At 37.1% G+C, this 21,801-nt stretch carries 14 protein-coding genes and 1 pseudogene; 7 read left to right on the forward strand and 8 right to left on the reverse strand.

Going from position 1 to position 21,801, the window contains the following annotated elements; all coding sequences use genetic code 11:
* Positions 1-94 precede the first annotated feature (94 nt).
* The 7 genes from BFG52_RS16275 to BFG52_RS16305 all read left to right on the forward strand — a co-directional run bounded on the left by BFG52_RS16275 (position 95) and on the right by BFG52_RS16305 (position 8,457).
* A complete protein-coding gene (locus BFG52_RS16275) occupies positions 95-2,602 on the forward strand; it encodes a TonB-dependent siderophore receptor (protein ID WP_067558760.1) in 2,508 nt (835 codons plus the stop codon).
* A gap of 247 nt (positions 2,603-2,849) precedes the next feature.
* Positions 2,850-4,049, forward strand: coding sequence for a benzoate/H(+) symporter BenE family transporter (locus BFG52_RS16280; protein ID WP_067558763.1), 1,200 nt, complete (start codon positions 2,850-2,852; stop codon positions 4,047-4,049).
* A 178-nt stretch (positions 4,050-4,227) separates the two neighbouring features.
* Entirely contained in the window at positions 4,228-4,965 is a 738-nt protein-coding gene (locus BFG52_RS16285; protein WP_067558767.1) for a YggS family pyridoxal phosphate-dependent enzyme, read from the forward strand.
* 7 nt (positions 4,966-4,972) lie between these two features.
* Positions 4,973-5,254, forward strand: a complete 282-nt coding sequence (locus BFG52_RS16290) for a BAR domain-containing protein (RefSeq protein WP_228703785.1) — start codon at positions 4,973-4,975, stop codon at positions 5,252-5,254.
* A complete protein-coding gene (locus BFG52_RS16295; RefSeq protein WP_067558774.1) occupies positions 5,242-6,426 on the forward strand; it encodes an aspartate aminotransferase family protein in 1,185 nt (394 codons plus the stop codon). The genes BFG52_RS16290 and BFG52_RS16295 overlap by 13 nt, the downstream gene beginning before the upstream one ends.
* On the forward strand, positions 6,423-7,139 hold the full coding sequence (locus BFG52_RS16300) for a glutamine amidotransferase (RefSeq protein ID WP_067558777.1): 717 nt from the start codon (positions 6,423-6,425) through the stop codon (positions 7,137-7,139). The genes BFG52_RS16295 and BFG52_RS16300 overlap by 4 nt, the downstream gene beginning before the upstream one ends.
* Before the next feature lie 10 nt (positions 7,140-7,149).
* The gene (locus BFG52_RS16305; protein ID WP_067558780.1) at positions 7,150-8,457 is read left to right on the forward strand and encodes an aminotransferase class I/II-fold pyridoxal phosphate-dependent enzyme; all 1,308 of its coding nucleotides are present in this window, start codon (positions 7,150-7,152) and stop codon (positions 8,455-8,457) included.
* A gap of 42 nt (positions 8,458-8,499) precedes the next feature.
* Here BFG52_RS16305 and BFG52_RS16310 read toward each other — a convergent pair.
* The 8 genes and pseudogenes from BFG52_RS16310 to BFG52_RS16345 all read right to left on the reverse strand — a co-directional run bounded on the left by BFG52_RS16310 (position 8,500) and on the right by BFG52_RS16345 (position 21,794).
* A pseudogene (locus tag BFG52_RS16310) lies at positions 8,500-9,259 on the reverse strand (HD domain-containing protein).
* A gap of 523 nt (positions 9,260-9,782) precedes the next feature.
* Positions 9,783-11,411 carry a type I restriction-modification system subunit M gene (locus BFG52_RS16315; protein WP_067558784.1) on the reverse strand — a complete coding sequence of 543 codons (1,629 nt, stop codon included), beginning with the start codon at positions 11,409-11,411 and terminating at the stop codon, positions 9,783-9,785.
* On the reverse strand, positions 11,408-12,607 hold the full coding sequence (locus tag BFG52_RS16320) for an AAA family ATPase (protein ID WP_067558788.1): 1,200 nt from the start codon (positions 12,605-12,607) through the stop codon (positions 11,408-11,410). Before BFG52_RS16320 ends, BFG52_RS16315 begins: the two co-directional genes overlap by 4 nt.
* A gap of 1 nt (position 12,608) precedes the next feature.
* The gene (locus BFG52_RS16325; RefSeq protein ID WP_067559687.1) at positions 12,609-13,886 is read right to left on the reverse strand and encodes a restriction endonuclease subunit S; all 1,278 of its coding nucleotides are present in this window, start codon (positions 13,884-13,886) and stop codon (positions 12,609-12,611) included.
* Positions 13,876-16,902 carry a type I restriction endonuclease subunit R gene (locus BFG52_RS16330; protein ID WP_067558792.1) on the reverse strand — a complete coding sequence of 1,009 codons (3,027 nt, stop codon included), beginning with the start codon at positions 16,900-16,902 and terminating at the stop codon, positions 13,876-13,878. Before BFG52_RS16330 ends, BFG52_RS16325 begins: the two co-directional genes overlap by 11 nt.
* A gap of 135 nt (positions 16,903-17,037) precedes the next feature.
* Positions 17,038-18,609, reverse strand: coding sequence for a Tn7-like element transposition protein TnsE (locus BFG52_RS16335; protein ID WP_067558796.1), 1,572 nt, complete (start codon positions 18,607-18,609; stop codon positions 17,038-17,040).
* Positions 18,609-20,126, reverse strand: a complete 1,518-nt coding sequence (locus BFG52_RS16340; RefSeq protein ID WP_067558799.1) for a TnsD family Tn7-like transposition protein — start codon at positions 20,124-20,126, stop codon at positions 18,609-18,611. Before BFG52_RS16340 ends, BFG52_RS16335 begins: the two co-directional genes overlap by 1 nt.
* Positions 20,127-21,794, reverse strand: coding sequence for an AAA family ATPase (locus BFG52_RS16345; RefSeq protein ID WP_067558803.1), 1,668 nt, complete (start codon positions 21,792-21,794; stop codon positions 20,127-20,129).
* Between the last annotated feature and the right edge of the window lie 7 nt (positions 21,795-21,801).

Raw genomic sequence — 21,801 nt, forward strand, 5'->3', positions numbered from 1 at the left:
ACTTTATTGCTTTGACGATGTCACTTTTTGCATTTTCAACTGGTAATCATAATGAAGAATTTAATTTTAAAAATTCACCGAAGGAATAACAAAGATGCAGCCACGCTTTTTAAGGCAAAACAATACACTCAGTCGATGGATGCGTAGCATGAGCTTGAGTGGTGTATTGCTCACGGGATTGACACCTTATAGCTATGCTGACAGCGTCAGTGCCGCTCAGGTGTCGCAGTATAACATTCCGCCCCAAGAGTTGGGCTATGTACTGGCGACCTTTGCTACGCAATCAGGCATTGTCTTGTCTTTCGACACACAGTTAACCAAAGGTCTGCAAAGCGCTGGCTTACATGGACGTTATAGTATCACGCAAGGTTTTGAAAAATTACTCGAAGGTACGCATTTACAGCTATTACAACGGGCTGATGGTACTTTGGGCTTAGTGCAAGCTGCCGCGACGCCTTTAAGTAAACCTGCGGTACTCATAGGTGAATTGAAACCCATTGAATTATATGCCAAAGCAAACAAGTCCAGCCCGCAACACAAGGCTATTGCTGAATTACCTGTGATTCGCTTACAAGCTGATGTAGCACAACCCAATAAAGTCAACTTTGCTAAAACACAGCAATCCATCAAAGATATTCCCCAATCCGTGACTGTAATCAATCGCGAGCAGTTAGATCAGCAAAATCTCACCGATTTAGCCAGCGCCATGGATAAAGTGAATGGTATAAATGTGTGGCAAGATTCAGTATTTACCAACTCATTTATTTCACGGGGCTTAGAGGTTTCTAATATACGGGTAGATGGTTTATCCAGTGCCTTAACCTTGCAGGATTTATCTCAGTTTGAGCAAATTGAGGTATTAAGAGGTGCTGATGGCTTATTTAATGGCAATGGTGAGCCTAGTGCAACTGTCAATTTGGTGCGTAAGAAACCGCTAAAGCAAAATCAAACCCTCCTAGAACTCTCTGCTGGTAGTTGGCAAAATTATCGTACATCGATTGATATAACTGGACCTATTGCACAAGATGGTGCTTTACGCGGGCGCTTGGTTGGGAGTTGGAATGATCAGGACTTTTTCTATGCTGTGGCTGAGAAAAATCGTTATTCAATTTACGGCATCTTAGAATACGATATTTTACCCAATACCACTGCATCGGTTGGTTTTAGTTATGACAAATTAAAAGGTAAACAAGACTGGATTGGTTTACCACGTTATATTGATGGTCGTGATATTGGTTTTAGTCGTAAGACCTCTTTTATTACCAATTGGTCAAATATTGAAGCGGAAAGCACGCAATATTTTGCGGGGATAGATCATCATTTTAATGATAACTGGCAGTTAAAATTCAATATCTCAAAAGAACATATGTTGAAGTTGAATGAATATTCAAGGTTAGCCGGTTCTGTTGATCCAGTCACCAATAGCACCTCATTGTCCTATATTAAAAATGGTAGCGAGCCTGATTCTTGGATCGGTGATTTAAATTTACAAGGTCGATTTAATTTATTCAATCAAGAGCATAGTGTGGTTGTCGGAATAGATTATCTAGATAAAGAAGATCCCTTTCACTATATTAGTGGTGAACGTTCTCCGGTATATGAATTCAATATTTTTGAATTTGATCGAGATGCTGCGATTGCACGACCGATTAGTCGTGATTATGCACCCAGCCGTACAGTTTATACCCAGCAATTGGGGTATTATGGCACAGTAAAATGGCAGCTAGCCAAGCCCTTAAAGTTGATCACAGGGGCGCGTTTAAATAATTATAAATTTACACAAAATAATGGTTTGGGGCAGCGTACCGCACATTATGTCGATAAAAATGTTGTTATTCCATTTGTGGGCTTAAGCTATGATTTAACAGATCAATGGCTCGTATATGCGAGTGTGGCAGAAACTTTTAAATCACAAGCAAATTTACTTGATGCCGAGCATAAACCTCTAGAACCGATTACAGGTAGAAACTATGAAATTGGTATCAAAGGTGATTTATGGGAAGGCAAAGGTAATTTTGCTTTGTCGACCTACCGTACCGAAAGAGACAATCAAGGCAACTTACTTTATAAAGAAAATATAGACGATGGGAATGGCAGTAGCTGCTGTTATATTGGCAATAATAATGTCGTAATGAGCGGTGTCGAGTTAGAATTAAGCGGCGAAATACTCCCTCATTTAACCGGTTCCATTGGCTATAGTTATTTTAATAACCATGATGACTTTAAAACCATTTCTTGGCGAAAAATTACCTTACCCCGCAATACCTTAAAAGCATGGTTAGATTATAAAATGCAAGATTGGACGGTCGGTATTAATGTCGCTGCACAATCTAAGCAATATGCCACAGGGTCTACGCCCACCCATTATGATCAAGAAACCGGAAAATGGGGGGCTCCATACGTAGATTATCAGTTTAACTCGCCGGGGCGTGCAATTTGGGGCGCTCAACTGGGATATACGGTTAACCCACATTTACGGGTAGATTTTAGAGTCAACAATATCTTTGATAAGGTTTACTGGCAAACCATCGGCGATGCCAGTGGTTATAACTGGTATGGTGAACCGCGTAATTATATGTTGACGCTCAGAGCAAAATACTAAGTATTTGCGATCAGACTTTTTAAAATACAGCTTTGCGAAAGAGCCTTAAAAATGGCAATGGGTCAACTGTGAGATGTTGGCCCTTTTTTTATTATGACGCTGTGATTGTCTTGTACTCAGTATGATGCGTCGACCAATCCGCAACTGGTACTTAAAAAAATACTAAAAGTGTATCTTATGACCAGACCAGAATAATGCATAAACTTTGCGCTTAAACCATTTATACATTTAGGTAGGAGTTGGGTTTATGTCGCGTCAGCATCATTCTCCTTGGTCATATTATCAAGATTATATGCCAGCAGTCGTTGCGGGTTTAATTTCCGTAATCGTCAATTATGGTGGTACTTTTATTTTAATTTTCCAAGCGGCACAAATAGCAGGTTTAAGCCCTGAGCGTACGGCTTCATGGGTCTGGTCAATCTCGATTGGCGTAGGGGTCACGGGTATTTTACTCAGTTGGCGCTATAAACAGCCGATTATTACCGCATGGTCAACCCCTGCTGCTGCCTTTTTAATGACAGCATTGGCAAGCGTGCCCTATGCAGAGGCTATTGCGGCATATATGTTATCTGCCTTGGCTTTTGTGCTATTGGGTATGACAGGATACTTTGCAAAACTGATACGATGGATTCCAATGAGCATTGCCTCGGGTTTATTGGCAGGGATTTTATTGCAGTTTGGCATTGCAGTATTTGCCAATATCAGTGCAGATCCATTATTGGTGATTACATTATTTTTGGTTTATCTCATTGCCAAGCGACTTTCAGCACGTTACGCCATCGTTGCTGTTTTAGGGGGCGGTTTAATTTTATTATGTTTACAGTCTGCGATAGATTTATCTGCTTTTCATTTTGCCTTTGCCACTCCGGTTTTTACTGCACCGGTATTTAGCCTACATGCGCTATTGAGTATTGCGCTGCCCTTATTTTTAATCACTTTGACAGGACAATATATGCCTGGTCTTTTACTGTTGCAAAATGATGGCTATCGCAGCAATGCCAAAGCAATATTTACCGTAACGGGCTGCGGTTCTTTGCTCATGGCACCTTTTGGCTCACATGCATTTAATTTGGCGGCAATTACTGCGGCAATTTGTACGGGAGCTGACGCACACCAAAACCCTAAAAAACGTTGGGTTGCAGGCATTACTGCGGGTTTGTTTTATATTTTGGTGGGCTTATTTGGTCTCAGTTTAGCCGCATTATTTAGTGCTTTCCCGAAAGCATTTATGAGTACTTTGGCCGGTTTAGCGTTATTGGGCACGATTGCAGGAAGCTTGGCGAATGCTTTGCAACACCCCCGTAATCGCGAAGCTGCATTGATTACCTTCCTCGCAACAGCCGCAAATATCAATTTATTCGGTATTGGTGGTGCATTTTGGGGCTTGGTCTTTGGTTTAGTGGCTTATGCCATCTTACAATTGAGTGATCGCAATCAAACTCAATAGTACCCTCGTCATCATAAAGAGCGCGCAAAGCAAGAGATTAGATCAATATGATGGTAATGGATACTGAAACTGCCATGAATGTTGCTACTACGTTGCTTGATTTTGAGCAAAAGCATTGCGCTTTTTTTGACACTATATTATTGTCCTATGACAAAGTTTAAATGTCATAGGATTTATAATGAATCAATACCATACCCCCAATAGTCTGCGAGAGCTCCAGCAGAATATTGAAGCGATTCAGCAGCATATTGCCACAATATGCCAACGCGTTGGACGAGATCCAGCACAGGTGCGTTTATTGCCTGTGACCAAGACTTTGCCGGCGCAACGGGTTGCACAAGCTTATGCAGCAGGCTTGAGCTGCTTTGGTGAAAACAAGGTTTTGGAGGCCAAAGGCAAATATGAGGCGTTACAACATTTGCCGATCCGCTGGCAGTTAATCGGTCATCTACAAAGTAATAAAGTGAAATATATGACGAAATTCATTGATGAATTTCATGCACTGGACAGCTTGAGATTGGCAGAAAAACTCAATCAACGTTTATTGCTTGAACAAAGGCAGCTCACTGTCTTTGTTCAGGTCAATACCTCCAATGAGCAAAGTAAATTTGGTGTCAGACCTGAACAGGCATTGCCTTTGATTGAACAATGTCAGGCTTTTTCACAACTCAATATTGTCGGTTTGATGACCCTCGCCATACATAGCCAAAATGAAGTTGAAGTGCGCCGTTGTTTTCAAAGCTTAAGACAATTACGTGAGGAGATTCAGCAGCATTACCCCAATGTACAGCGTTTATCGATGGGAATGTCTAGTGATTATGAGATTGCCCTTGAAGAAGGCGCAACTGATATCCGTGTAGGTCAGGCTATTTTTGGTGCCAGAGCATTGCCAGACAGTTATTACTGGTCGGAGTAAATTGAATATGACAGCAACTATGCATACAGCTTATCAACTCAGCATTTATAAACATGGCAAGTTATTAGGAAACTTTCAGAGTGATACACCACAAGCATTACAGGATATGCAGACCGTGTGGCAATTGCTACGCCATCATCCAGCTCTACACTTTGAATTGTTGCAAGTGATTGAAGAGTCACGCCTACTGATGCAAAAAGATGGCGCACTACAGCTCTTAGGTCATCAATATCGTTATGTTCCATGTGCACTGACACAACTGATAGAGGAAGCATCATGCAGCATTTAATGCCAGTCTATCGTCCTTTAGACTTAACATTGGTCGGTGGCGCAGGATGTGAACTGTGGGATCAACAGGGAAAACGTTATTTAGATGCAATTTCTGGCGTTGGCGTAACCCTCTTAGGTCATGCCCATCCACACATTCATGCTGCAATTGTGGCGCAATCACAAACGTTTTTGCATCTCTCCAATTTATTTGATCAACACTGGAATCATAAACTTGCAGCACAATTGGCACAGATTACGGGATTAACACAGGCTTTCTTCTGTAATTCTGGCAGTGAAGCCAATGAAACCGCCATCAAACTGGCTCGTTTATATGGTCATCATCAGGGCAGCACACAACCTAAAATTTTAGTGATGCACAATGCCTTTCATGGTCGTACCTTGGGTGCTCTATCTGCTACCGCCAATGCACAATACCGCCAAGCCTTTGGACCGTTATTAACAGGTTTTGAGTTCGTCGCTTTTCATGATTTGGCTGCAATCGAAGCCTATCAAGATGATCCAGATGTGGTTGCGGTGATGTTGGAACCCATTCAAGGCGAAGGTGGCATTCATATTGCCTCGCCATCTTATCTAAAACAGCTGCGCCAACTCTGCGACCAACAGCAATGGTTATTGATTCTGGATGAGATCCAATGCGGTATGGGGCGTACAGGATCTTGGTTTTATTATCAGCAAGCCGATATTCGCCCAGATATTTTGACCATAGCCAAAGGCTTAGGCAATGGTATTCCTATTGGAGCGTGTTTGGCAGAGCCGAAAGTGGCGCAGTTATTGCAAGTGGGTCATCATGGTTCTACCTTTGGTGGTAATCCCCTTGCCTGTCGTGTTGCCTATACGGTTTTACAACAACTAGAACAGAACTATCTATGCTTGGTTGCCCATAAAGGACAGCAACTGCTCGAACTACTGCAATCCAAACTGACGGGGGTTAAAGGTGTGCAATCGGTACGTGGTGTGGGATTGATGATCGGCATCGAACTAAGTCAGCCCGTGCCACAACTGACCCAGTTGGCCTGTGATGAGTACGGTATTTTGCTCAATGTAACACAGGGCAAAATTATTCGCCTACTCCCGCCATTGATTATCTCAACGCAACAAATTGCGTATTTAGCACAACAAGTCGCTGCCCTGATCAAAGCCTTGCCACTACGCTTAGAGGATTTACAATGAAAAAAGTATATGCTATTCAAACCCTTGCTTTTGAAGATCTAGGTAGTTTTGCCGCTACTCTAATGGAGCTCGGTTATGAAATTCATTACTTACAGCTGGGTGTAGATGCGTTGCAACCTGCCTTGGCATCCACCCACCCCGTGATTTTATTGGGTGGTCCGATTTCGGTATATGATCAGGTTAATTATCCCTATGTGTCTGACTTAATTGCTGCATTACAGAGCAGACTTCGTGCAAATTTACCGACGCTAGGAATTTGTTTGGGCGCACAGTTCATAGCCGCTGCATTGGGTGCCAAAGTGTATGCAGGCCATGTTAAAGAAATTGGTTGGAGTCGTTTGTCTATCAATAATCAGGGGTTCAACTCACCTTTGCGTTATTTAGATGACGTCGCTGTTTTACATTGGCATGGTGATACCTTTGATATTCCGACTGCTGCAAAAAGACTTGCTGGCTCGATCTATTATCCCAATCAAGCCTTTGCTGTTGGATTAAATATACTGGCTTTACAGTTTCATGTTGAGCTTGATCTAAAGCAGATAGAATCTTGGTTGATTGGACATCATCATGAACTGCATAATGCACAGATTGATATTTTAACTTTACGTCAGGACAGCCTGCGTTATGGGAAAGCATTACAAGATCAGGCGCAGCGATTATTACGTGACTGGATTGGTAATCTTATTCCTGTGCCAACGCAGCGCATAGAATAGAACCGCATTTATGAATATTCGTGCTAATAGTGCTCAAGACATTCAAGATCAAATCCGCAGCCGCATTCAAACAGGTCAGTTGCAGCCGGGTGATTATTTACCCAGTGTGCGTGAATTAGCTGAACAGATTGGGGTGAACCGTAATACGGTTGCAGCAGCGTATAAAAGTTTAGTCGCAATGGGTTTAGTGGTGTCTAAAGGACGTTTAGGAACACAAGTGAAGTCTTATAGCCCATCACGTTCACACGAAGGCTTTCAGTCTTTGGACAAAGATCATGTCGACTTAGCCCATGGAAATCCAAAACGTGAATTGTTGCCTAGCTTGGCGCACATCGATTTAAGCAGTTTTCAAAGCGCATTATATGGCGACAGTATTTACCATAATAAATTATTGAAATATGCGCGTAAGAAGATTTTCTCCGATATCCCCCAGCCCTTTGCTGTGGATTTTTGTCATGGTGCGGTCGATGCTATTGAACGGATTTTAACGGCTTATTTGGTGCCATCAGATAGTATTGCCGTGGAGCAACCCGGCTTTATCACCAGTATTTGTGCAATAGAAAACCAGCAGTTTAAGATGCAGTCTTTTACTGTCTCTTCAGAGGGTATCGATTTAAAATCTTTACAGCAGGCTTTATTGGCCAATGTACAAGCGATTTTAATTACACCACGTGCACAAAATCCTACAGGGTACAGTTTAAGTATTGCGCAAGCACAGCAGATTAAACATTTACTCTCAGATTATCCCAATGTTTTAGTCTTAGTAGATGATCATTTTTCCTTATTATCAGCACAGCCTTATCAACATATTATTCCTGCATCGACCAAACACTGGGCTGTGATTCGCTCGGTATCTAAATATCTGTCACCTGATTTACGCTTTGCTTTTGTTTGTTGTGATGCTGAGACCTCAGAACGATTGCACCGTAAGCTGAACGCAGGCTCAACTTGGGTGAGTCATATTCTTCAAGAAATAGTTTATCGTCTTATCAATCACCCACAATTTGCCAAAAATATTCAAGTCGCCCAAACCTATTATCAGGCACAGCATCAGCAGTTATTGCAGTATTTACAGCAAGCAAAAATTCCCTGTGCGGCACAGTATGATGGTTTAAATATTTGGCTGGCTTTGCCACATGCTGAGAAAATTGCCAAGGTATTATTACAACGCGGTTGGATGGTACGCGCTGGACAGGATTTCAAAGTTGATCAAGAAGTTGCCGGTTTACGTATCAGTACTGCCGATATGACGGAGGCACAGATGCAACAGTTTTGTCAGCAGTTACAACAGATTTATGAGGTGATGGTGCATCTTTAATTTCGTCTATGGAGTTTAGTCTATGTAATTTCGTCTATGGCTTCATTCTCCAAAGGGATTCATTGCAATCATCATTGGGAGACCTAGCAATGATAAGAAATTACTACGAGAGCTTTTTACGTTTTTACTTTCTTCTGCTAATAACTTTTTGAATTCCGAATTAAATTTCAGACGTGAGTATTGTTCTAATACTTCTATTCTGTAATTTTCCGGTAAGGTAAAGAACTTGTCTCCAACGACATCACATGATGCACCTTGTTGCAGCAAAATGATCTCGGGCTCATTATCGTCAAGTATATGACCGTTCATATGCATGCATATAGCATCTTTGACAATATTGCTTTTATTTTGGTCGTAATCTAACTGCTTGGCTTTTTTGTCAAATTGCAGCGCACTTTCATATGTAAAACATCTACAATCTTTTGAGTTTTTATGGGTCTCTGTTAGCCCAATGTCATGATACAAAGCAGCCACTAAAAGTATTTCAGGATCATATTTACGTTGATCCTGAAGACCAATCGCTGCACCCCAAAAATATGCCCGCCAAGAGTGATTGATGAGCGTAGTAGGCGCTTTTTCATTTAACTCATTGATTGCTTCTACAATAATCTGAGTATCGGGATACTTTTATATCTTTAAGACGAATGTTGCTTTTTGAATTTCCGATATGAAGTTGCGATTTTATTACACCCAACATACTCGGTAATAGAATTTCATTGAGTAGGCTGATTTTTTCTTTTGTGCTGAGATGCCCATCTGTTGATTGCATCCATTCAAAGCGACCAATTTTATTATTAGACATTTTTATCTCCAGAATAGCGTATTTAATCTAAACCAATTCATACAGCTCTGTCTGTCAATATTATCTTTAAAAGCCTTTATTATCGTTAAAATGCTTTGCTGTATGAATAACTAAGTATTTTGTTTTATTTATTTTTATATTAAATTTTTTGTACCACTACGCGATGATGTTCATCGGATGCACAGCGTTGAACAGACGATACAACGCAAAATAGATGATGAAATAATATGATGAGAGCCCCACCAGAGGGTACATCCTGAAGAATCTCGGTGCCCTACGCATAAAAACCCAGCCTCCTGATTGAGTGGCTGGGTTATGATGTGGGATGCTGATATGTTCAGACCAGCACTGTAATGAGACAATAAAGTCTCATACTCAGCCCTTTCATAAGTTATTGATATTTATTTCATTATGAAACAATAAAGTTTCATACTAGATATTATCCATTATTAACAATTATGAATTTAGGAACAATAAAGTATCATACTAAATTGTTCCAACTCATGGAATTTGGATCTTGTTTTTAAGGCAATTCGGATAATCCGAGTTCTCTTAAAAAGGCATTATGGGTATCTTTAGATTGTTTAATTTCTTCAGCAATTTTTTGAAGATTTTTATTAACGTCTGTCAAATCAATCTCTTTTTCAGCTTCTGAAGTATTAATATATCTAGAGATATTAAGATTGTATTCATTTTTATTCTTTATCTCATCCAAACTTACACGTTTTGAATAACGCTCTTCTTCTTTACGATATTGATAGGTATCAACAATTCTCTCAATATCTTGTTCGCGTAAGTAATTTTGTTTTTTACCTCTTTCGAAGTAATCAGCAGCATTGATAAACAAGACATCATCAAATTTCTTGCAGCGCTTTAAAATTAAAATACATACAGGAATGCCTGTTGAGAAAAACAGATTTGCTGGTAGGCCAATTACTGTATCGATATGACCATCATCAATGAGTTTTTGTCGTATTTTTTGCTCAGCTCCTCCACGGAATAACACTCCATGTGGCAAGATAATAGCCATGACTCCATCATCTGCTAAAAAATGAAAACCATGCAAAAGGAATGCAAAGTCAGCAGCCGATTTAGGGGCTAAACCGTAATCTTTAAAGCGAAAATCTTTAGCTAAAGCTTCAGTCGTATCCCATTTCAAACTAAATGGTGGATTAGCTACAATGGCATTGAATGTGATTTTCTTAGATGGATTTAGCTCATTTAGAATATCCCAATCATTTGCTAAAGTATCACCATGGAATATTTCAAACTCAGTATCTTTTACGCCATGTAATAGCATATTCATACGGGCTAAGTTATAGGTGGTAATGTTTTTTTCCTGCCCGTAAATTTTACCTACCTTGCCATTATGCTCTTTTACTTGATTACGTACATTTAGTAATAATGAGCCCGAACCACAAGCAAAGTCTAAAATCCGATCTAAAGATTTTTTATAGCCAGTACTTGGGTCTTGACTATCTAAAGATACAATTCGAGATAAAATTGTCGATATCGGTTGAGGTGTATAGAATTCACCTGCTTTTTTGCCAGAACCTGATGCAAATTGTGCAATTAAGTATTCGTAAGCATCACCTAATGTGTCGTTATTTGTTGAGAAATTAACAAGCTTTTCTTCAATACTACTAATGATTGAGCATAGTTTAGTATTACGTATCTTGTAATCTTTACCTAATTTTTCAGAGTTAAGATTAATCTCAGAGAAGAGTCCATTAAAACTACGTGCGAAAGATTGTTCTTCAATATATTTAAAACCAGCATTTAATGTTTTAAGTAGATCTTCATGTTGAGTACGTGCAAGTTCTGCAATATTACTCCATAAGTATTCGGGTTTAATCACATAGTGAATTAAACTTCTCATACTATCTTCAAAGTCAGCCACATCTTCAGCATTATTGGCATACCAAATATTAAGTGATGTCTGCTTAACTAAACCATCATCATTTTTAACTGGCTTTGGATAATCTCGCCCAAGTTCTTTAGCAGCAGCTTCTTCATAGTTCGCAGATAAATAACGCAAAAATAGAAATGACAACATGTAATCCCGAAAGTCATCGGCATTCATTGAGCCACGTAATTGGTTTGCAATATCCCAAAGTAAGGCACCAAGTTTTTGCTGTTCCTGTTCGGTCATGACAGAGTTTCCTGTGGAGAAGCTATTTGAAGAGATGTAGAAGTAGTTGCCTGAGCAACCTCACCAATATTAGGTAATTGAAATGGGTAGCGTTCTAAAAACGCGTCTAAAATATTTTTAAATAACTGCTGGTTGTCTAAGCCCATTGCCTGAGGATCATAGACTGAATATTTACCATGACTAAGTAGATTTAATGCACGCGAGAAGAGAGCCTCATTTTCAATACCACTGATACAGGTTGAAAAATCTTCAAAGCCAAAGAAAGAAGCTGTTTTTTCCATAATACTTCGTAAAATATTAAAGTGGTAGGTATATAACCTTGAAGGCGTGGAATACGCAGCATCTTTTAATTCTTTTAACATTGCAACATGATAAAAGAAGGGGGTATCTCCTGTACTTTGTAATTGGTATTCATTGTTATGTCTGCTCTTATACAAGAAATAGCATTTATGACTATGTTTTTTTAACTCATTATTCATGATATTAAAAAAAAGACCATGATGTGTAGAAATTACGACCTTTACATAATCTTTTCCTTTACGGATTAACTTTGCCAAATCACTTGATAAAGCTATTACGTTATTATCATCTAGAGATGAAATAGGGTCATCAATATAGATATATTTTACCCAATCGTATGCTTCTTGCTTATCAATCGCTAGTTCGCAAATAGCTAAAAACGTACACCAAATAAATAGATTTTCTTCACCTCTAGATATTTTTATGTTATCTATTATTTTTGTAAAAAATTCATCTTTTCCTTTTAATTTAAACTCTTCTTTACGTGAAAAAGAAACTGACCATGCTTCATAATCAATACGAAAATCAAAATCTGCATATTTTTGTAAATGTACAAAAATTTTTTCTTCTAATGCAAGCTCTTGGAAACCTAAGAAAAATTTAGAATCCTTATTCAGATATAATTTTCGATCTGTATCTGTGTCTAAGTCATTATCCCATCGGAATAAATCTTCAGTAAAAGCATTGAAATATAGAGTATCTCGATTACCACTCGATCTATTTCTTCTGCTGCCTTTTTTACCCTTCTCTTTAAAATCCATTGATAAGCGAGTTTTTCCTGTTCCATTGTAGGCATACACTAGAACGAAATCTTTACCGTCATTAAGATCATTTCTTAAACGCTCAACAATTCTATTTATGCTTTTATACGGGTATACCTTTCTGTTTACAGACATTTTATATTTCCTCAACTACTGGAAATAGTTGTTGCATTAAACCTTTCTTATGTCTTTTAAGTTTATCAATATAATTTTTTTGGTGAGAAATTAAATGATCGAGTGAAGTAAGACAAGAAGCAATTTTTTCTTGCTCTAGAAGAGATGGCTGCATAACATTTATTGATAAAAACTTATCAATAGAAATATTATAACGACCAGCTCTAGCACCCTCATTTACGATTTGCTTAATTTCACTTTCGTGAGTTTTTGATTCGAAGAAATATTCCCAAAAAACAGGATCTTGATTTTTTTCAAAACGAAAACATTTATAAATAGGTGAAACGATCCCACTTTCATAAAGAGAAAGTCTTTTAATCGTTCCATAAGTCGAATTCTTTGTAATCCGATCGTTATATACAAAATCATTTTTTTGTAAAACGATATATCGATCAGTATTATCCCCAGCAACTCTTTTTAAGAAATAATCGGCTTGGGAAACTAATCCGTGCTCATTGGAAAGAGATAAAACTTTAAGTTTATCTTCATTAGAATTTTTTTTCTTAACAGGTTTAGCAATTTGAGAAAGCTCAATGTTCTCCCATTCTTGACTAAATTTACCTAATCTTAATTTTGGTAAATTTTCTTTATCTTTAGGAAAAAGCTGTTGTAGCATGCCTGTTCTATGGTCTATATAAAGTTTAAGTTTAATTGATGCACTTTCTATAACTTTATCTAAAGAAGATAAACAATTTACAATTTTTCCTTGCTCTGAAGGAGATGGAAGTGCTATTTCTAATTTTTTTAGCTGGTTTGCATATAAATGCACAACAGCATTTCCTTGAGCAATTTTAGAAATTTCAGACTTCAAAGAACTATTGAGATAGTAACTTATAAATACTCCATTTTCATGACTTCGAATAATGTTTAAATCACCTCCTAATGCAATATCATCAAGCATCACACAAGATGCTTTCGCAATATCTTCATGAGTTTCCCCAGAGGATGGAATGATGACATCATTTTTTTTACTCAAAATCAGATTGTTAGTCGGTATATTAGTTTTGGATAAAACTTTATCGATGATTTCATTATATGTGGTATAAAGTTCACCATATCGAATACAGGGTATTACACCAGTTTCATCAATATCTGCTTTTGAAATTCCTTTACCCTTTAGGAACGTCGCAATATTAGCTAGGTTTTTTATCTCCCACTGAGCCTCTTGTTCAAATTCAGTAAATCTTAATTTTGGTAATACAGAATTTTCTTTGAAATCTAAAACTTGATTATTTGACATGAGCATCCCACCCAGAAATTTCACGCCCATTGGCACGTTTTTGCATTGGTTCAGTTAAATCCTGTATTAAAGCTTTACGAGTTTTACTACGGTCTTTCCAGCCTAAGCCAAGCGGAGAAAGTAACTCATGTAGTAGATCATTATCTAAAATCATGCGTGCAAGTGTCGCATCAACAAATAGTCTGAGAGCTTCAACTTCTAAACCATATTTTTCAGCAATCTCTTCAATTTCGTAGTCAGTTTTTTCTAGTTTGAATTGCTCAAAACCACGTTTGATATCTTCTTCACTGAGGCCTTCACCAATTTTCAAACTGTAGATATATTCTTTAATATCTTCAGCATCATCGACAAACTTAGCATCACTACTAATTAGATTGACCAGCTCTTCACGAGTCATACTCTGTTTTTCAGATGAAGCTTGACTGTAATCACTAATCAGTTTCATGATGTAGTCATAGTCAATCATTGCAGAGTTAAATAAGACAAACTCAAAATCAACTTGTTGTACTGTTTCATTTGAGACATTATCTGGATTGTCTTGCTTTGGTTTTAAACGCTTTGCTGTTTCCAAATAAACGGCTTGAAAACTTCGCAATTCGTCTCTAGGCATAATCTTATTGATAGATTCATTTTGCTCTTCAGTTAAATCAGTATATTGACTTAATTGAGTTTGTAAGCGTTGAATTTCTTTGAATTTATTAATAAATTCAGCTTTTGCGATATCGCCTTGTAAGTTAATAACATCTTCAGGGGTGGTTGGTAGCCCTTTTGATTGCATGAAAGTATCAAGTTTCTGTTTAGCAACAGCAAGTTTAGCAATTACTTGGGTCGCAGATTCAACGAGCCAGATTTCTTTAACATGATCGTCTTTTTCTAAGTTAGAAAATAATTTTACTGACTCATCGACAGCAGACTCCAAGCCTCTGAAATCGATAATTGTCCCATAAGGTTTAGAATCATTTAAGACTCGATTCGTTCGTGAAAATGCTTGAATTAAACCATGATATTTTAGATTTTTATCGACATATAAAGTACTAAGATATTTAGAATCAAAACCTGTTAGCAGCATATCAACCACAATTGTGATATCAATTTTCTGTGATTGAGGAAAAGCCTGACTATTTGGATATTTCTGATCTTTAATGCGCTGTTGAACATCCTGATAGTAATTATCAAACTGTGCCAAGCTATGGCTGGTACCAAATTGAGCGTTATAATCATTGATGATTGTAGTTAAAGCTTGTTTTTTTTCATTTGGCTTATCTAAGTTATCTAATTGCTCATTTGGTAAATCTTCAGATAACTGCTTTACATCAGCATCACCTTCGGCAGGGGGAGAGAAAACACAAGCAATATTTAATACTTGATAATCTGGATTGGTTTCTAATAATTCTGCTTGTTTTGCCTTAAACAAATGGTAATAACTAATTGCATCATTAATTGAGCTCGTTGCAAAGATAGCATTAAACTTTCGCTCATGAGTTGCGTGATGATGCTTATTAAGAATGGCTTCAACAATTTTTTCTTGGGTTATAGGATCACCCACACGAGCTGTAATAGGTTTATTTTGATCAACCTGAGTAGCACGAAAATATTCAATATTAAACTTTAAAACGTTTTGATCTTCGATTGCATGAGTAATGGTATATGCATGTAACTGTTGTTGAAAAATATCTTTTGTTTCGGCATAACTTGCTTCTCTTCCATCTATCCTTTGCACCGTTGAATTTTTTCCAAAAATAGGTGTACCAGTAAATCCAAATAGCTGTGAGTTAGGAAAAAACTTTTTGATTGCTTGATGATTTTCACCAAACTGTGAACGATGACACTCATCAAAAATAATTGCGATTCTTTTATCTTGCAGAGGTTTTAATTGTTCTTTAAAGCTTGGAGATTTTGAACGTGAACTCTTAGCTTTATTAAGATTGTCTGACTGATCATTTAACGCAAGCGCTAACTTTTGAATTGTGGTTACAATGACCTTATTACTATAGTTCGTAGAAAGTAGTCGTCGAACTAATGAAGCTGTATTGGTATTTTCCTCAACGCATCCTTCTTGGAATTTATTGAATTCTTCACGTGTTTGACGATCTAAGTCTTTGCGATCAACCACAAATAGGCATTTTTCAATATCGGGATTATCTTTAAGTAAAGTTGATGCTTTAAATGAAGTTAAAGTTTTACCACTACCTGTAGTATGCCAGATATATCCATTACCACGGTTTTGTTTAATCGTTTCGATGATCGCTTCAACGGCATATATTTGATAAGGCCGCATGATCAAGATTTTTTGTTCTGTCGCTACTAGAACCATATAACGGCTGATCATTTTTCCTAGTTTACATTTATTGAGAAACTTTTCAGAAAACTCATGCAAATCATTGACTTTACGATTGTCAGGATCAGCCCATTGATAAATTGGTAAAAACTGTTCGTCAGCATTGAAGTTGAAATGTTGCTCTTGGTTATTGCTAAAATAATAAGTTTGCTTTTGATTACTAACAATAAATAATTGCATGAACACAAATAGAGTATTGGTATAACCATTACCAACATCATTTTTATAGTCCACAATCTGTTGCATTGCACGACGAGGAGAAATATCTAAGGTTTTAAGTTCAATTTGAACTAAAGGTAAGCCATTAATTAAAATAATGACATCGTAACGATGATGACTATTCTGAGAATTTACACGGAACTGACGGATGACTTCAAATTCATTTTTACACCAGTCTTTTGTGTTAACTAGAGTGTAATAAAGAGGTGTACCATCTTCTCGGTCAAAAACATGCTGTTCTCGTAACCGTTGAGAACAAGTGAATACATCAGAGCTAATATTTTCTTGTAATAAGCGCTCAAATTCAGCATCTGTAAGCTGAACTTGGTTTAACTCATTAAACTTATTTCGAAAATTGGCATTGAGTGAGTCTAGATCATGAATTTCATTTTTTTTATATTTTAACTCTTCAAGCTTAGCTATAAGTGAATTTTCGAGATTGTTTTCGGAGCTAGACATGTTATTCCATAATATAAAAAACAGAGCTACTTCTTTTAGACAAACAATATATTGAGCATCTAACAGAATAATTAAGCTATTTTAATGCATCTAAGAGTATGTATGTACAAAATAAGTGATTAAGCCCATAACATTTTATGAAAGATCAAGTATTTTTTCCAAACGCTGCAACCATCCCTTAAATTCATCATCTGTTTCAGTTAATTCAATTAGATGTTTGGGATGATTCAACGTATAAGGAATTCCTAAATCTTGTAGGCTTTCAATAGATGGCCATCGAAGGGAGTTTTTAACAATTTTTTTAGCAATATCTTTAAAACTATAATTCCATTTATTGAGATCATGGATTTGTACAATCAATGTTGAGAGTGGTTTTGCGTTATCACTGGTATCAATTTCTAATATTGCATACCAGTGATTCTCAATAAAGAATCTAACCTCAAGTAGGCATCGATTGTTTCCGTCTAGTGTCCGATGCAGACGTGAACGTCCAACTTTTTGCAAATAGTGCAGTTTTTCTTCATATTTTAGATGATGTTTTAAGGCAAGTTGTTTTACAAGAAGTTTAAAAGCATCAAAACGTTGCATGTAGAGAGCGATCACGTCGCTGTCATCTTCTAATCCATTAAATTCGCCTTGAGCCCCATCTCCATTAACGGTTGGTTCACCTGTTCCAACACCGACTTCTTCATACTCAGTCACATCATCATATCCACCTGATCCGCTTTTCGTTTTTTTCTTCACGACTTTTCTCGTTTCACTAGGATTCGAAAAACTTAAGGATGTTTGAGGGATCTCTATTTGTACTAATTTCGAATTTGAGTCACCTTCAATATCATCATCTACCGAAGAATCATCTCCCCCTTGATTAGAGCCAGAAGAGCCTCCTCCAGAGCCTGTTGAATTACCTGATTTGAACTCAGGGCTTTCATAAAGAACGTTTGGAGGCAGAGTAGTCTTAATATTATGTAGATCAGTAATTTCAAAGACTAAATATTCATTGGTTGTAGAATCAAATCGACCAAGCATTTTGAGTGAGATATTTATTAGTTGCGGTGGCGTGAAGTGAAATTGCCATGATGTTTTTTCTTCAAATTGTTTAGCTTCTAATTTGAAGTAATGAGCAATACTTTCATAGGATTGCCTAGCATTTTCATCTAATAATATCCATGAGAGTAATCTGCGAATGCCCTCATTATTGAATTGACCTAAAGGAAATGTGCGGTGTGGTAGCACATGAATAACGGTCGTTTTCTGATCTATAGGATCAACAAAAAACTCTCTTGCTAAGATACCTTGATCAATACAGTTCCTAGCTAAATAGGCATTGTGAAAGAAAAGAACGCGTGCTAACTCAATCTGGGGTATACAGATATGCAGGAGGTCTGGGTTTTGTTCACTACCTCTATTAAAATCAAATTCAAAATAATACCCTCTATTTTTTGAATCAACTTTAACTTTCCAATCTTCATTTGATTGAATATTGATATTAATTTTATACCCACCTTTACGACATTGACCGTCACTTGGATTCAGACATCGACCTCTTGCAAAAGCTGGTAAATTAGATAGACGTGAGTGCTTGACGGATAGTTCAGAATCAGCATGGATTCCTAATTTAATATTCCAAGATTTTAAGTGATTAAATTTAAATATTTCACCTAAGAATGTAATTTTTGCATCTTCTGGGAAATTCTTAATTTTCATTAATTTAACCTTAAGTATTGTAATGCCATATTTAGAAATTTTGCCGTTTCAGAGGTCATACGCTCGTCACTCAAACCTGCTTTGCGTAAAATTCTCCAACGAGGTAAGTCTTGGCTTTGCATTTTTATTTCAATAAAAACTTGAGTTAACCGTCTAATTTGGTAGCTACTAATATCTTCGTTATAGCGTTTCAAAAATGATTGAGTAATGGGTAAACGATATAAATTTTTTTCAATAGTCGAAACATGGGTGATTTGTGAAAGCCACCATTTTGCAGAGCGTCGAGGACTATCTACATCCCAAATGAGCTCATTGTAGAGCCGAATAAGTTGTCTTGCATAAGTAAGATCACGGTTGTACCAGTCAACTTTAGCTCCCTGTGGAATAAAGCCCTGATGGAAGGTTTGATTTATTTTCAATAGCCAGTCTTTATCATTACGGTATAGCCAAGCATATAAGGCTTGATCTATAGAACGAGCGGGTTTAATACCTAATTCTTTGACCAGTTTTAGCCATTTTTCTCTATATTCAAAGTGGTTGGGGTGCACACATATATTTAAATTTTGACTATTATTGTCTTTCGAGTCTTTATTTAAATTTTTAACTTGTTCTAGAATCGCTGAAAAAGACCATTCTTTATTACTTAATGCTTCAATCACAACGATATGTTCCAGATAACTAAAACTTTTTCGGTGTTTTCTGAAGATACTTCGTAACCAACCTGTTTCAGATTTTAAGCCGCCTAAATTGTATTGTCCTAAAAATTTGGAAGGCCATCGAGCAATGATTTTGTCTAAGATTTTGTCGTGACTAATGTAGTTTCGACCACGTATACAATGATTTTTTTGAGCAAGCTGATGGTAGAACCTTGTCCATTGCTCATAATGAGGTGACTCAGAAGACGGAAGAGACAATAATTCTAATAATTTCTTTGTAATAAATAGGCTATCTGATGTCGCTTTCGACTGAATTTTCTCAGGGCACGTTTGGTATGTTGGTGTGATGAAATCATGTCGATGTAATGATCTTAGTTCAATGGTTGAGTCAATAAGTTCACCATGTATTGGACAACAAGCACCTTGTATTTGCCATAAGCGTGACCAATAAAGTTCACTATATAATTCTAACTGTTCTTTAAAACAGGCTGGGCAGTAGCGGAGTTTATGGATGGGTTTAAGTCGTGACACATTAACACCCAGGGCAAGATGAATTGAGCCTTGAGATACTTCAGCCATCCATTGTAAACACTGTTGCCGTCTATCCTCAGGTACAAAGGGGGCATAGATAGGGAAGAGCGTATGCTGATATGCAATATCCTCTAGGCTTAACTGATTGCTAGGATATTGGTTGATAATAGCGTTTAAGTGGCAAGGGAGATCAACTGTAGCAATAACTTTACGGTTTTGAAAAATTTCATCCAATAATTGTTTTGGACTGCTTAAAGCAAGACGGATTCCAGCCCTAGCCACAGTACTGTAAATGAGTTCATTCTGATATGGCAGAGGGAAATTTAGCATCTAACTCACCTGCTCAAACCAGCGTTCCATATTAAAAATAAGCTGAGTATGTTCTTTAAGATGTTGATAGAAATTTTGTTTCTCATCTTTTTGTGAGAATTGGAATCGTAAATCCTCAGTATCTAAAGTATGCCATTGATCTTGTTTAACCCTTTTACTTTTATTTTTAGGCTTTGGGTTAGTCTGAATATTTTTGCCTATATCATTCAGCCATATCATGACAATTGGCATAAGTTCTTGCATTGAAAGATGGGGATGTTGCTGAAAGGCTCGTTTAATAGTTGGTACTAAAAGTTCAGATTTAAAGTCTAGCCCAAGTAAAAGGTGATGTAAGCGTATAGCCTCTTTATTACCATTGTATTCACTCAAATCATCATACTCAGTAGATTCAGTATGCTTATCTACAATCATTTGTAATTTAAGAATTTGCTGATCGACTTCAGGAATAATTAGATCAGAAAACTGTATGATTTTTTCTGGATCTTTAGATCTAAGTGCATTGACCATTGGATGGATGGGCTTAAGTTCATCATGGTAAGTCTTTTTTAATAATTTAATTGTAATGCGTTCTAGACCAGATGTAATGGCACTAATTTGTGCAAGTATAAACAATTTGACAGCAATATCAAGAATGCCTTGGCTAAGATCATAAAGACATTCACGAATCTCATCAGAGAGATGCATATCTGCTTTGTTTAACCACTGATATTTCCATAAAGCATCGGTAAAAGCATTCCATTCAGATTTATATATGCGATTATTTAACTCAAGGTTTGGTTCATTTTTTATAGGTTCCCATAATACAGATCCAAATCCAGCAGCCCTACGGTTACCACGAAGATCATTAAATATATACCTTGCCTTTGGTGTACCTACCATGATGACGGGCAAACTAATCACATTAACGAGTGTGACAAAGAAATTTAACATTTTATCAGCACCGCCAGAGTTTTTGATATTAAGGTGCTGTATTTCATCAATAATAAGCAAGCCAATTGCATGAAAATTTGCAATCTGACGCATTAAATTGAGTAACGTTTCAACACCATGACGCTTTAAAGCGTATTTAGCTTCATAGTTAGTATCAAGAGCAATATCAACGGCTCTAAAGAAATGTAAGCACAAGCTTTTTAATGAACCGTCATGAGGACAGTCAATTTTTAAGTATACAATTTGGGTAAAGTTATACTTTTCGTGATAAATAACTTGTGGGTATACACTGAGAATATTATTGATTGTTGTAGTTTTACCGATTCCAGAACATCCGATAATACTCATACTTTGAGCTGTTGATCGAGCAGGCTCATACCTAAAAGCTGAAATATCTCCTTTCATTGTTCGCTCATAACCGTTCTGAATATGTTTGTTCAATTCTCCATTTGATATATTTCGACCGACATACCCTTGTCTTAACATAATTGAAAATTTTGTCCAAAGTTCAATATGTCGTTCAATTGGATGAAAAAAAATATTCAGTAATTGAGGAATAAGGTGTATACGTTGTGATGCTGGTAGAGATTGGTCTGTAATATCGAAATTTACTTTCCCTCTCAGTGCTTTGATAATATCAGGCGTATCCAAAATAGGGGGTAATGCTTCAATGAATGGATTGCCAGCATAATGCCCAATACTAGGTTGATATTCCTTAACAATGACTTTATTACTCATTCTATTC

The sequence above is a fragment of the Acinetobacter larvae genome, from assembly GCF_001704115.1.
GTDB classification, from domain to species: domain Bacteria; phylum Pseudomonadota; class Gammaproteobacteria; order Pseudomonadales; family Moraxellaceae; genus Acinetobacter; species Acinetobacter larvae.